At 45.9% G+C, this 13,175-nt stretch carries 11 protein-coding genes, 1 tRNA gene and 1 riboswitch; of the genes, 10 read left to right on the top strand and 2 right to left on the bottom strand.

Features of this window, described 5'->3' with window-relative positions:
• The first annotated feature begins 76 nt into the window (after positions 1-76).
• The 9 genes from TW81_RS04430 (at position 77) to thiH (ending at position 8,904) form a co-directional block, all read left to right on the top strand.
• Positions 77-153: transfer RNA gene (locus TW81_RS04430), tRNA-Trp, on the top strand.
• A gap of 246 nt (positions 154-399) precedes the next feature.
• Positions 400-1,770 carry a multicopper oxidase family protein gene (locus TW81_RS04425; protein ID WP_045954523.1) on the top strand — a complete coding sequence of 457 codons (1,371 nt, stop codon included), beginning with the start codon at positions 400-402 and terminating at the stop codon, positions 1,768-1,770.
• Between the two features lie 111 nt (positions 1,771-1,881).
• Positions 1,882-2,265 carry a fluoride efflux transporter CrcB gene (crcB, locus tag TW81_RS04420; protein WP_045954522.1) on the top strand — a complete coding sequence of 128 codons (384 nt, stop codon included), beginning with the start codon at positions 1,882-1,884 and terminating at the stop codon, positions 2,263-2,265.
• Positions 2,266-2,334: 69 nt separating this feature from the next.
• Positions 2,335-2,433: riboswitch (TPP riboswitch) on the top strand.
• 159 nt (positions 2,434-2,592) lie between these two features.
• Positions 2,593-4,536, top strand: coding sequence for a phosphomethylpyrimidine synthase ThiC (thiC, locus tag TW81_RS04415; RefSeq protein WP_045954521.1), 1,944 nt, complete (start codon positions 2,593-2,595; stop codon positions 4,534-4,536).
• Positions 4,533-5,930, top strand: a complete 1,398-nt coding sequence (locus TW81_RS04410; protein WP_045954520.1) for a thiamine phosphate synthase — start codon at positions 4,533-4,535, stop codon at positions 5,928-5,930. Before thiC ends, TW81_RS04410 begins: the two co-directional genes overlap by 4 nt.
• A complete protein-coding gene (locus TW81_RS04405; RefSeq protein ID WP_045954519.1) occupies positions 5,917-6,684 on the top strand; it encodes a HesA/MoeB/ThiF family protein in 768 nt (255 codons plus the stop codon). The genes TW81_RS04410 and TW81_RS04405 overlap by 14 nt, the downstream gene beginning before the upstream one ends.
• Positions 6,685-6,746: 62 nt before the next feature.
• Positions 6,747-7,001, top strand: a complete 255-nt coding sequence (thiS, locus tag TW81_RS04400) for a sulfur carrier protein ThiS (protein ID WP_045954518.1) — start codon at positions 6,747-6,749, stop codon at positions 6,999-7,001.
• Positions 7,002-7,006: 5 nt separating this feature from the next.
• The gene (locus TW81_RS04395; RefSeq protein WP_045954517.1) at positions 7,007-7,774 is read left to right on the top strand and encodes a thiazole synthase; all 768 of its coding nucleotides are present in this window, start codon (positions 7,007-7,009) and stop codon (positions 7,772-7,774) included.
• 17 nt (positions 7,775-7,791) lie between these two features.
• Entirely contained in the window at positions 7,792-8,904 is a 1,113-nt protein-coding gene (gene thiH / locus TW81_RS04390; RefSeq protein ID WP_045954516.1) for a 2-iminoacetate synthase ThiH, read from the top strand.
• Between the two features lie 136 nt (positions 8,905-9,040).
• Here thiH and TW81_RS04385 read toward each other — a convergent pair whose 3' ends face one another.
• Both TW81_RS04385 and TW81_RS04380 read right to left on the bottom strand, forming a co-directional pair.
• Positions 9,041-10,831, bottom strand: coding sequence for an aminopeptidase P family protein (locus tag TW81_RS04385; RefSeq protein ID WP_045954515.1), 1,791 nt, complete (start codon positions 10,829-10,831; stop codon positions 9,041-9,043).
• 97 nt (positions 10,832-10,928) lie between these two features.
• Positions 10,929-11,870 carry a LysR family transcriptional regulator gene (locus tag TW81_RS04380; protein WP_045954514.1) on the bottom strand — a complete coding sequence of 314 codons (942 nt, stop codon included), beginning with the start codon at positions 11,868-11,870 and terminating at the stop codon, positions 10,929-10,931.
• 105 nt (positions 11,871-11,975) lie between these two features.
• Here TW81_RS04380 and TW81_RS04375 point away from each other — a divergent pair, with 105 nt between their 5' ends.
• The gene (locus TW81_RS04375; protein WP_045954513.1) at positions 11,976-13,169 is read left to right on the top strand and encodes a multidrug effflux MFS transporter; all 1,194 of its coding nucleotides are present in this window, start codon (positions 11,976-11,978) and stop codon (positions 13,167-13,169) included.
• The last annotated feature ends 6 nt before the right edge of the window (positions 13,170-13,175 follow it).

Genomic DNA, 13,175 nt, shown 5'->3' with positions numbered 1-13,175 from the left:
CCCGTCCGCTCCGCCACTTATATAGAAACCTCGCTAAGGCGAGGTTTTTTCGAATCTACAATTTGCAAGATTCTACAGGGGTGTAGCTCCAATTGGCAGAGCAGCGGATTCCAAATCCGCGTGTTGGGAGTTCGAATCTCTCCACCCCTGCCATCTTCAAGGCCTCAGTCTTTCGACTGAGGCCTTTTTGCTTCCACCAGTAATACAATATTGAGTCCTGGCAAGGCAGCGGATTCCACTGATATTCAAAGAAAGCACGTGCTAAGAGTTAGAATTTCTTCATATCTATCATTAACAAGTTATGTGCAGTTTTGCGTTAGTGTCGCTTGTTGAGAATTATTCTTACCAATCTGTTACAGTGAGTTACTTATTCACTTAATTTAATTGCCTTCAGTTTTTATGGAAATCTCTCGTCGTCATTTCGTTAAATCGGGGTTAGCGCTGTCAGCGCTTAGCATATTGCCAGCTTGTACTTTGACTCGTAAGGGCAAATGGACCTACGAACTTACCGCACAGCCTGCTAGCGCCGAATTGGTACCTGGCTATAAAACAGATGTTCTTGGTTTCAATGGTGAGATTCCTGCACCGACGATCCGTTGCCGTCAAGGGCAGGAAGTCATTATAAGATTCACCAATAAGCTCGCCGAACCAACCACCATCCATTGGCATGGTCTTAGAATTCCGATTGAAATGGATGGCGTACCATTTTTGAGTCAAGCTCCTATTATGCCGGGTGAAACTTTCGAGTATCGCTTTACCCCACCAGACGCAGGAACATTTTGGTATCACCCACATATGAACAGCGTCAAGCAACTGGGAGTGGGGCTAGTTGGTTTGATCATAGTTGAAGAAGCGAATCCTGTAGAGTTTGATGAGGAACACTCGTTGATGCTCAAACATTGGCATCTTGACAAGCAAGGTCAGTGGAAGGACTTAATGATTCCTCGCCTGAGTGCTCGCATGGGCACTCCCGGCGAGTGGAGTAGTGTCAATGGTATCCACGAGCCCAAATATCAACTGAAAGAAAATGCGACTACTCGTTTACGTATTGCGAATGTAGACAACACGATAACCTATCCGATTACAGTTGAAGGTGCAGATGCGTGGGTTGTAGCTATTGATGGTAATCCAATTAAAACGCCCTATCAGCTATCTCAACACAAAATTGGCCCCGGAATGAGGGTTGATATTGCTCTAATTGCTCCAAAGCAAGGAGAGCGTGTTTATGTTCGTTATATGAAGGGTAGATTTCCATTTCCTCTGTGCGAATTTGAGGTGATCGGCTCAGATCTTAACGATCAGCGAGCGATCCCCAAGTTACCGTTAAATCCAATTTCAGCACTTGATTTGCGTAATGCAGAAAATATTGATTTTGTCTTCGAATGGGAAGGGGCGGTCACGCCAGCAGCTAAAGATGGGAAAGCCGTACCTAAGTTCTGGTTAACCAATAAACGCGCTTGGGAGGGAATGACAAAGGAGAGTATTCCTGCACCACTGGCTTCGCTAGAACTAGGTAAAACCTATATATTCACTTTAAGGAATGTTACTCAATATCATCACCCGATTCATATTCATGGTCACACCTTTACTGTACTCGAGCTTGACGGTAAAAAGGTTGAACAACCATTCCATACTGATACCGTTTTACTAGGCAAAAATGGCACAGCGAAGGCGGCGTTTGTCGCTGACAATCCTGGCCGCTGGATGTACCACTGCCATGTGATTGAGCATATGAAGACTGGCTTAATGGGCTATATAGAGGTTAAGTGACAGCTGTAACTTTTAAAATCTAAAACTTTGATTGAGGTAAGTTCACTGAATTATTATCGAAAATCTAGTGTTAAAAGTTACAATAGAAGTAGTTATACAATTGGGGGAATCATGGGGCAACTTTCTATTCTCGGATTTATTGCACTCGGCGGGGCATTTGGTGCATGCTCTCGTTATCTTGTATCTGAACTGTGTGTTGCTTTGCTTGGGCGAGGGTTTCCATATGGTACGTTAACAGTTAACGTCGTTGGCTCATTTATTATGGGGCTGCTCATTGCCGCGTTTGAAAATGAAATTCTAGCTACAGAGCCCTGGCGACAAATCGTCGGTTTAGGTTTTTTGGGTGCTTTGACTACATTTTCTACCTTCTCAATGGATAATGTACTTCTTATGCAGCAGGGTGCATTTTTTAAGATGGGGTTGAACGTTTTGCTCAATGTCGTATTGAGTATCTCCGCTGCATGGATTGGCTTTCAATTACTAGTCAAAAGTTAACTTTGGATAGAATTTAGCTAAATAATATGCAATGCGGCTTGGTTTCACCAAGCCGTTTTTATATACTGATTTCACTTGTCGGAGTGCCATAAGGCTGAGACCGTTAATTCGGGATCCGTTGAACCTGATCAGATTAGTATCTGCGAAGGGAACAAGAGAAGATATCTACACCAGAATCTAATCTGGTTTACCTATCAAATAGTCGAATGTCGTTGTAGACCCATAGCATCAGCTTATCCGTCCATAATTCGATTCCTCTTGTCGCATCTTTCCGCCAAGCATTTTTATTACTTTTTATCTTAGAATAACAAAGCAAGGAAAAATGCTATGTCGAGTCGCAAGCAAGCGAGACTGGAAGCAAAACACTTTATTGATACCCTCTCGGTACAAGCCTACCCAAATTCAAACAAAGTTTATGTCGTGGGATCACGCCCTGATATTCGGGTGTCTATGCGTGAAATTTCACTGGCAGATAGCCTTGTTGGCGGTAGCAAAGATAGTCCCATTTTCGAGCCCAATCAACCTGTGCGAGTGTACGATACCTCTGGAGTATATACAGACCCTGAGCACACAATTGACCTCTACAACGGTTTACCTAAACTACGAGAAGCGTGGATTGAGGAGCGCAGTGATACCGAGCGATTAGATGATGTTAGTTCGGTGTACACCAAACAGCGCCTTGAAGACGACACGCTCAATGATCTACGTTATGGCAATTTGCCACGTATTAGACGTGCAAAAGAGGGTCGGTGCGTCACCCAGTTACACTATGCCCGCCAAGGTATCATCACTCCTGAGATGGAATATATTGCGCTGCGTGAAAACATGGGCCGTGCAAGATATCGTGACGATGTTTTAAATCAGCAGCATCCAGGTCAAAGCTTTGGCGCAAATTTGCCTAAAGACATTACCCCTGAATTTGTGCGTAAAGAAGTTGCCGAGGGCCGTGCAATTATTCCCTCAAATATCAACCATCCAGAGTCTGAGCCGATGGTCATTGGCCGCAATTTTCTCGTTAAAGTTAACGCCAACATTGGTAACTCTTCTGTCACTTCGTCAATTGAAGAAGAGGTCGAAAAGTTGGTGTGGGCGACTCGTTGGGGGGGAGACACTGTCATGGATCTCTCTACTGGCCGCAATATTCACGAAACCCGCGAATGGATTCTACGTAATAGCCCAGTTCCGATTGGTACTGTGCCAATGTATCAGGCGCTAGAAAAAGTCAATGGCATCGCTGAAGCACTCAATTGGGAAGTGATGCGAGATACCCTGATTGAGCAAGCAGAGCAAGGGGTTGATTACTTCACTATTCACGCAGGCTTGCTTCTGCGCTACGTCCCGATGACGGCGAAACGCGTCACTGGCATTGTCTCTCGCGGCGGGTCAATCATCGCTAAATGGTGTTTGGCGCATCATCAAGAAAGCTTCCTATATACGCACTTTCGTGAGATTTGTGAAATCTGCGCCAAATACGATGTGGCGCTTTCTCTAGGTGATGGGCTTCGACCGGGCTCTGTTGCCGATGCCAATGATGAAGCTCAGTTTGCTGAACTACGCACCCTTGGTGAGCTGACCAAGATCGCATGGGAATATGACGTACAGGTTATCATTGAAGGGCCTGGGCACGTACCTATGCACATGATCAAAGAGAATATGGAAGAACAACTAGAGCATTGTCATGAAGCGCCGTTCTACACACTAGGTCCACTAACAACAGATATTGCACCTGGTTACGACCACATAACCTCTGGCATTGGTGCTGCAATGATTGGTTGGTATGGTTGCGCGATGCTTTGCTACGTAACACCCAAAGAGCACCTTGGCTTACCCAATAAAGAAGACGTTAAGACAGGGCTTATCACCTACAAACTTGCCGCACATGCGGCTGATTTAGCCAAAGGGCATCCGGGAGCTCAGGTACGCGATAATGCAATATCTAAAGCTCGTTTCGAATTCCGTTGGCAAGACCAGTTCAACTTGTCACTTGATCCAGATACCACTCGTGCTTTTCATGACGAAACACTTCCTCAAGAGTCTGGTAAGGTCGCGCACTTTTGTTCTATGTGCGGACCTAAGTTCTGTTCAATGAAGATCTCTCAAGAGGTTCGTGAGTATGCGAAAGATACTGAGCAAGTTGCAGCAGACCAGGCTATTTCGATAAAAATGTTAGACGATCCACTGGAAGGGATGCGCCAAAAGTCTCAAGAGTTTAGAGCATCAGGATCTGAGTTGTACCATCCTGCGGCACATGCAGAGGCGAGTGAACAATGAGTAAAATATTAATCCCTTCGTCATTGATGGAATTAACCGGGTTAGTTCAACAATGTTTGTTGCTGGCGAAAGAACAGGGCTTTAGCATCGAAGAAGTTGAGTTAGGGGTTAGCGCAACACAATCTATTCAGCTTGTGGGTGACCAACAAGCTATTGAGATTGGTACCGACTTAATCGACGGATATAACGAACTATCTACCTATAGTTTTGCGCTTTTGTACCAAAGTGAAATATCACCAACGCAGTTTGAAAAACACTCATCACAGTCGATATTTGTCGGCATTGCTGACAATCAGATTGTCGATGGTAACGGCAATATTGGCCAGCTTGATATCTGGCGCCACCCGTTTAGCAATGAGATACGCGCGCTTTCTATCAAAACTGAGTTTACAACCACGTTTGTTCCGCAGCAGCATCTTGCTTGGGTCATGTGTTTGTTGGCTTTAGATTTCCCAATTGAAGATGCTTTAACGCTTGCCCGAGCTATGACAAATCAGCAGGCGCATGTTTCACGTGAAACACATTTTCCAGGAAATTGCGATTCACAACATTCAACCTTATTGGCATGTCAGTATACAGATTTCCCTACGCCTGTACTTGAAGACAAGCGTTTAGGTATTCAAGTGGGTTGGTCTGCGCAGGGTGAAACTGTCAGCTTTCCAACGTTACCTAAGCATAGTCTTGGTCTTTATCCAGTAGTTGATGATGTGAGTTGGATCGAACGTCTATTACCGCTTGGAATTAACACTATACAGTTGCGGATCAAGAACCCACATCAAGAAGATTTAGAGCAGCAAATCATGCGGGCGATTGAGCTTGGCCGACAATATAAGGCGCAAGTATTCATCAATGACTATTGGCAGCTAGCGATCAAACACGGTGCTTACGGCGTTCATCTTGGCCAAGAAGATATTGAGGAGTCAAACCTTGCTCAACTGAGTAAAGAAGGTATTCGCTTAGGGCTTTCAACCCACGGCTATTATGAGTTACTGCGTATTGTGCAAATTCATCCTAGCTATATTGCGTTGGGGCATATCTTCCCAACCACGACCAAACAGATGCCTTCTAAGCCGCAGGGATTAGTTCGTTTGGCTCTCTATCAAAAGCTCATCGATAGCATCCCTTATAGCCCAGTGCAAAACGGCGATCTGAAAAGTCGTTGCGTACTTGGTTATCCAACAGTTGCTATCGGTGGGATTGATCAAATAAATGCTGACCAAGTTTGGCAGACCGGGGTATCAAGCTTGGCGGTGGTGAGAGCCATTACATTGGCAACATCACCTCAAACTGTGATTGAGTATTTCTCACACTTAATGCAACCACGACGACTGGAGTTCATCGACGCAAACAGAAACTCAGCAGAGATTGTGAGAGGTGAGCATGTTGTCGGATAAAGCGTTTCTTCGTTACCAGCGCCAGATAGCGTTAGCTGACATTGGCGAACGTGGCCAAGATAAGCTTGGTAAATCGCATGTGTTGCTTATTGGTTGTGGTGGGCTAGGCAGCGCAGCGAGTTTGTACTTAGCAGCTGCAGGTGTCGGTAAGCTCGTCGTTGTTGATGACGATGAAGTTGATAGCAGCAACTTACAACGGCAGGTGATTTATCGTGAATCAGATCTACAGACTGAGAAAGTTTCAGCCACGGCGAAGCAACTCTTGCAGCTCAACCCTATGGTCCAAGTGCGTGCTCTGAACAAGCGATTGGACAAAGCTCAGTTGCAACTTGAAGTCATGCTGGCAGATGTGGTGCTGGACTGTAGCGACAACATGCCAACGCGTCAGCTAATTAATCAAGTCTGCTTCGAGCAAAGCACAGCGCTGATTTCTGCGGCGGCGATAGGGTGGCAAGGGCAGTTCGCTGTTTTTGATTACTACAAATCGCTAGACGGCAAAGGCTGCTATCGTTGCTTGTATCCCTTTGATGAAGTGGAGCAGAGACAAAAGTGCAGTGAGAGCGGCGTTGTTGGCCCAGTGGTCGGCACGCTTGGGAATTATCAGGCACTTGCGGCGATTCAAAAGCTGGCGTCAGGCAAATTCCATGTCGAGACAGGAAAGCTACATCTATTTGATGGCTTAAGCATGCAGTGGCAAATCATGGGAATAAGTCAAGATAAACAGTGCCAAGTTTGTGCTCTCAGCGAGAAGTAGAGTTTAGCCAGCAAGGTTAAGCAAATAACTGAAATAAACGTCGAATTAACAGAGTTGAAGCAATGACATTATCAGAGCAGCAAACATCACAACAACTTGTGACAGAGAAAGATGTCGTCACCATAGTCATTAATGAACAATCACATCAAGTCGAGTTCCAGTCGAATCTACAGCAAATTATTCGCCAATTTGATCTGCCTGAAATCGGCTGTGTGTTCGCGATTAACAACAATGTCGTACCGCGCAGCGAGTGGGCAAACACAATACTTTCACAGGGAGATAGCATCTCTTTGTTTCAAGCTATCGCAGGGGGATAAGAGCAATGCTAACCATTGGTGATAAACAATTTCAGTCAAGGCTATTCACGGGAACAGGTAAATTTTCCAACAGTCGCTTGATGGCACAGTCGATTCAAGCATCAGGTTCTCAATTAGCGACCATGGCCTTGAAGCGCGTTGATGTGAATAATCAACAAGATGATATCTTACAACCTTTAGTTCAAGCTGGGATTAATTTACTGCCCAATACATCGGGTGCCAAGAACGCCAAAGATGCCGTATTTGCAGCGCAGCTTGCTCGCGAAGCATTAGGCACAAACTGGCTAAAATTGGAAATTCATCCAGACCCTAAATACTTAATGCCCGACCCCATCGAAACCTTGGCCGCAGCCGAGCAGCTAGTCCGACAAGGATTTATTGTGCTGCCATATTGTCATGCTGACCCGGTTTTGTGTAAACGCCTCGAAGAAGTGGGGTGTGCTTCGGTAATGCCATTGGGTGCACCGATTGGCTCGAATAAAGGTATAGCATCTCATGACTTTCTAGAAATCATCATCGACCAAGCAAACGTACCTGTGATTGTGGATGCGGGTATTGGCGCACCTTCACATGCCGCGCGAGCGATGGAAATGGGTGCGGATGCCGTGCTGGTTAATACGGCGATTGCTGCTGCAAGCAACCCCGTCGCGATGGCAAAAGCATTTAAGATGGCAGTTGAGTCAGGGCGTATGGCATACGAGTCAGGACTTGCCGGTAAAGTTTCGCATGCAGTTGCATCGAGTCCGCTAACGTCGTTTTTAGATGAGTTATAAGCGCGAAGGGGGTAAGCATGAGTTTTGTTGAGCAATTCAGGCATCTCAATTGGGATGATATCTCTATGTCGATTTATGCCAAAACTAGCCAAGATGTTGAGCGTGCACTTAGCAAGCCGAAGCGCGATCTGGAAGATTTCAAAGCCTTGATATCTCCTGCCGCAGAGGCTTATTTAGAGCAGATGGCGAAGTTGTCATATTCGGCAACCCGTAAGCGCTTTGGCAACACCATGTCACTGTACATCCCGCTGTATCTTTCTAACCTGTGCGCTAATGCGTGTACCTATTGTGGTTTTTCTATGGAGAACCGTATTAAACGCCGCACGCTTAACAAGCAAGAAGTCGCAGCGGAAGTCGAGGCTATTAAACGGATGAAATTCGATAGTATCTTGCTGGTAACGGGTGAACACGAAACCAAGGTGGGCATGAATTACTTCCGTGACATGGTGCCGATGATCAAACAGAAATTCAACTATCTGGCTATGGAAGTTCAGCCGCTTGACCAAGATGAATATGCCGAATTAAAAATCTTAGGTTTAGATGCGGTGATGGTTTATCAAGAGACCTATCACCCGTCGACCTACGCAGAACATCATTTGCGTGGCAACAAAATGGACTTTGAATATCGATTGGACACGCCGGATCGTTTAGCGAAAGCGGGCATCGATAAGATTGGGATTGGCGCGCTAATCGGGCTAGAAGAGTGGCGCACAGATTGTTTCTATGTTGCAGCACATTTGGACTATTTAGAGCGCACTTACTGGCAAACGCGCTACTCGATTTCTTTCCCGCGCCTGCGTCCTTGCGAGGGGGCGCTTCAGCCAAAATCTGTAATGACGGATAAGCAACTGGTGCAATTAATCTGTGCATATCGCTTGTTGAACCCTGAGGTTGAGTTGTCGCTCTCAACTAGGGAGGCCCCTAAGCTTAGAGACAATGTTCTACCGCTGGGTATCACAAGTATGTCTGCTGCGTCTAAAACCCAACCTGGGGGGTATGCAATGGATGATGTTGAACTAGAGCAATTTGAAATCAGTGATGAGAGAAGTGCAGCATCGGTCGAGGAGATGATTAGAGCAAAAGGGTTTGACCCTGTATGGCGTGATTGGCACTCGGCATATTCGGGATAGAGTTAATCCTCAAAATGTGTTTCACGTGAAACACTGCGAAGAACATGTAGTAAGTTTTGAACTAACGTAAGGTTAGGCGAAATGAAATGGCTCTCCATCAGAGAGCCATTTTTATATAAGTAAACAAGTCGAAGGGTTATGAATGTGCGACTGGTGTTGTTGCTGCGCGAAGCCACTCTTTAACTTCACCTTCTACCAATGGGCCAATTTCGTCCCATACTTTTTGGTGGTAGTTATTCAGCCACGCGAGCTCAGGACGAGTCAGCATATCAAGGTTGATATTGCGCTTATCAATTGGACAGCGAGTTAACGATTCAAATGATAAAACAGGGAAGTCACCATTAGTTGGAGTTTCCACGACTAGTTCTAGGTTCTCAATACGAATACCAAATGCATCTGCACGGTAATAGCCGGGCTCATTTGAGAGTACCATCCCTTGTACAAGAGGCACATCAATCAGCCTTTTCGAAATGCTTGCTGGCCCCTCATGTACATTAAGGAAGTGGCCCACACCGTGACCAGTACCATGATCGTAATCATAACCTTCGGCCCATAAATGTTGTCGAGCTAATGTGTCGATTTGGAAACCACGTGTACCTTTCGGGAAACGTGCACGCGCTACGCCGATATGCCCTTTGAGCGCTAATGTAAACTGCTTGATCATTTCATCGGAAGGCTGCCCAATTGCGATTGTACGAGTGATGTCTGTTGTACCATCTAAGTATTGACCGCCTGAATCCACCAAGTAAAGCGTATTGAGCTCAAGCTTGCCAGGTTCTGGTTGGTTTTCATGGCTGTAGTGGCACATTGCTGCGTTGCTACCAGCGGCTGATATGGTATCGAAGCTCAAATCCATTAGAGTTGGATCTTCAGAGCGGAACGCTTCCAGTCTGTCTGATAGCGTGGCTTCGTCGTGTAGATTCCCTAAAGCAACTTCACTATCCAGCCAGCACAAGAATTTAGCCATCGCCACACCATCGCGGATATGACAAGCTTTCATCCCTGCAATTTCTACGTCATTTTTCGCGGCTTTGGGCATTAGACATGGGTCGGCTTTGCTTACCACTGAAGCGCCCGAATTTTGTAGCACCAGCTTAAACCATGCATTGCTGGTTGCTGGGTCAACTAAGACTTTTTTACCTGTCAGCGCTTCTAATCGAGCTCGCAGTGCGTCTGGGTGGTGGACGGTTACACCTACGCCAACATGCTCATCAAACTGAGCTGGCAGGCGAGCAGGGTCAAGGAAATACTCAACGCTTGAATCTGAATGGACAATCGCATGTGAGAGCAAAACTGGTAGGCGAGATACGTCGAGACCACGAACATTGAGTAGCCAACAGATTGAATCTAGCGCTGTGATCACTGCGCTGTCTGCGCCCGCTTGTTGGATTAAGTTGGCGATTTCTTGGCGTTTGTCAGCGCTCGATTGACCCACCGATTCGGTCGCCATCAGGAGAACGTCAGAAACCACAGGAGCAGGGCGATCATGCCAAAGCTTATCAATTGGGTTACTGTCAAGAATCTTGAGTTCAAGTGAGCCAGCAAGTTTAGCTTGTGCCATGTCTAGCCAAGCTGAACTGTGCATACGAGGGTCAATGGCCACAGATGCACCTTTTGCAAGATGGTCTTTAATCCAACCTAAAGCGGGTTCTTCAATTAGGTGACGGTATTCGAACAGTTCTGCTGGAACTTGTTTGGTCACTTGCACCGTATAACGACCATCAACGAAGATGGCGGCTTTGTCTTTAGTAATGACGGCGGCGCCTGCAGAACCGGTAAAACCTGTTAGCCAAAGTAAACGTTCGTTGTGGGCGGGTACGTATTCACCCAAGTACTCATCTTCATGTGGGATAAGTAGGGCGTCAATATTGTGTTGCGCTAACCATTGGCGAATGGCTGTTAGGCGCTGCTCTGTCGTTGTAAGCATCTAGGCTGATCCTTCAATTATTATGGTGTCCATGTCGATGAAATGACTTTTGGAGGACGTTGCGAATAAGCTACTCTTTTTACCTTCAGCCTGCAAATTATCTCAGTGAAGTGGTCTTATCGAGAATAATTTGTCGTAGCCAGGACAATGCTGGGTCATTCTCTCTATCTCTATGCCAAAACAAGGTATACGCCATTGGCGGAAATTCCAGTGGTAGCGGTAGAACGGTTAGATCAAGTTGTTTTGAGGCTAACTTGACGAAATGACTCGGTGCGGTAAAAACAAAATCGGTGTAGGAACACAGACTCGCGGCGCTGTTAAAGTCGGGTACGGTAATAGCGATGTCTCGCTCTTTGCCTATATCGGCAAGCCGGTAATCGAGCAGCCAACGTTCATTGCCATCGCATCTAACTTGCACGTGTCGTTGGGACAAATAGTTATCCAAATCCCAATTTTGACTCAGCGCAGGGTGTTGTTTACGCACCAAGCACATCTGTTCATCTCGATATATTTCCTGCTCACAAACATCGGATGGTGGCAGCAGGGTCAATTTGGCATCGTTGATATCTATGTCTTTGCCGGTAATACCAAGGTCGATTTCACCGCGTTGTAATTGCTTGAACGTTTCTTCCGCCCAGGCATGGGTGCTGATTGTTACCCCTGGTGCGCGTTTGAATATCTCGGGTAAAAAATGGGGCAGTATCAAAGGATATACGCTTTCAACCGCGGCGATTTGATAGCGATAGTCACTGGAACTGGGCGAAAACTGCTCAGGTTGAGTCAGCTGTTCGAGCTGATTAATTAGGATTTCCAGCTTTGGCTTTAAAAACAAAGCTTTTGGTGTCGGTTTTAGCCCGTGAGCGTGGCGTACAAAAAGTGGGTCATCAAACTGCATTCTGAGCTTAGCTAAACTTTTACTCACTGCCGATTGGCTTAAGCAAAGGCGATGTGCCGCACGCGTTACGTTTAGCTCTTCAATCAAGACGCGCAGACACACCAATAGGTTAAGGTCGATACGTGCTAACTTTTCTATGTTCATTTAGAAATTCTCATATGGAATAACATTGATGAGTATATGTCATTGGTTGGCATATCTAGTTTAGCTTAGTATGTCGCCAATTTCATCAATGCATCGGAGTCAAACGTGCAAGTGGCTAACACAATTCATCCTCGTAAATCACAATTAGTGTTACTTACACTATTGGTTCTGTTTAGCCCTCTGGCGATAGATATTTATTTGCCTGCACTTCCAATGATCTCTACTACGTTCCACGTGGAACACGCATTGGCGCAAGATACAATTACATGGTTTTTGTTTGCTATGGGTGTTGGCCAACTATTTGCTGGACCTTTAGCGGACAAATTTGGACGTCGAGCTGTTGCATTGGGAGGCGTGAGCATTTATGCATTGAGTGCTTTATTGGCGTGGAGTGCTCAAAACATTGAATGGATGCTTGTTTCTCGTTTGCTACAAGGCTTAGGTGCGTGTGCGACATCGGTAGCGGCCTTTGCAACAGTTCGCGATATTTTTGGTCCACAGAAAAGCGGGAAAATGATCAGCTACTTAAATGGAGCGATATGTTTTATACCTGCTTTGGCGCCAATTCTTGGTAGCTGGCTAACGCAACAGTTTGGTTGGCGTGCAAACTTTAGCTTTATGGCCGGATTTGCAGCGCTAGTTTTTGTTCTGTTATGGTCTGGTTTAAAAGAAACTAATCCTGCGTTAAGTAAGGAGCCTGTGTTTAAGCTCAATCGATATCTTGATGTGGTAAAAACGCCTTCATTCTTATTTCATGCGACGTTGTGCATGTTAGCGATGGCTGTGATTTTAGGATATGTAACGTCGGCACCTGTCGTGTTAATGGAAAACTTGGGTTTATCAATGGATCAGTTCACCTTCTGGTTCGGCATCAATGCTGTCATCAACATTGTCGCCTGTTTGAGCGCACCTAAGTTTATGGATAAGTACGGTACCCATAAAGCTCTCTCGGTAGGTATCATTACTCTCGCCATTGCTGGGGTAACTATGCTCGCACTGAGGGGGCAATCAACCGCTTTTGCATTTATGCTGCCTATCTTTATGTCGTCGATCGGTTTTGCTTGGATCTTAGGTGCTGCCGCTGGTAAGGCGTTGGCTCCATTTGGTGACAAAGCTGGGACTGCGGCTGCGCTTCTTGGCCTGTTTCAAATGAGTGGCTCTGGTTTGGTCGTTGGTACGGTGCAGCGCCTGAATATGGAACCTCAGATCATGATCGCGACCTTGATGTTAATCGTTATTCCGGCACTTGTTATCTTATGGTCTAAAGCAGGAAAAACTTGGCATCATGCAATGGCTTAGCGTGAT

Source organism: Vibrio galatheae, from assembly GCF_000967545.1.
GTDB lineage: Bacteria > Pseudomonadota > Gammaproteobacteria > Enterobacterales > Vibrionaceae > Vibrio > Vibrio galatheae.
Note: the sequence above shows the minus strand (reverse complement) of the source record. Positions and strands in the feature narration are given on the sequence as shown.

Excerpts from the sequence above, each read along its gene's own strand:
- TW81_RS04425 (WP_045954523.1), top strand. The coding sequence starts at position 400 with ATGGAAATCTCTCGTCGTCATTTCGTTAAATCGGGGTTAGCGCTGTCA.
- crcB (WP_045954522.1), top strand. The coding sequence starts at position 1,882 with ATGGGGCAACTTTCTATTCTCGGATTTATTGCACTCGGCGGGGCATTT.
- thiC (WP_045954521.1), top strand. The coding sequence starts at position 2,593 with ATGTCGAGTCGCAAGCAAGCGAGACTGGAAGCAAAACACTTTATTGAT.
- TW81_RS04410 (WP_045954520.1), top strand. The coding sequence starts at position 4,533 with ATGAGTAAAATATTAATCCCTTCGTCATTGATGGAATTAACCGGGTTA.
- TW81_RS04405 (WP_045954519.1), top strand. The coding sequence starts at position 5,917 with ATGTTGTCGGATAAAGCGTTTCTTCGTTACCAGCGCCAGATAGCGTTA.
- thiS (WP_045954518.1), top strand. The coding sequence starts at position 6,747 with ATGACATTATCAGAGCAGCAAACATCACAACAACTTGTGACAGAGAAA.
- TW81_RS04395 (WP_045954517.1), top strand. The coding sequence starts at position 7,007 with ATGCTAACCATTGGTGATAAACAATTTCAGTCAAGGCTATTCACGGGA.
- thiH (WP_045954516.1), top strand. The coding sequence starts at position 7,792 with ATGAGTTTTGTTGAGCAATTCAGGCATCTCAATTGGGATGATATCTCT.
- TW81_RS04385 (WP_045954515.1), bottom strand. The coding sequence starts at position 10,831 with ATGCTTACAACGACAGAGCAGCGCCTAACAGCCATTCGCCAATGGTTA.
- TW81_RS04380 (WP_045954514.1), bottom strand. The coding sequence starts at position 11,870 with ATGAACATAGAAAAGTTAGCACGTATCGACCTTAACCTATTGGTGTGT.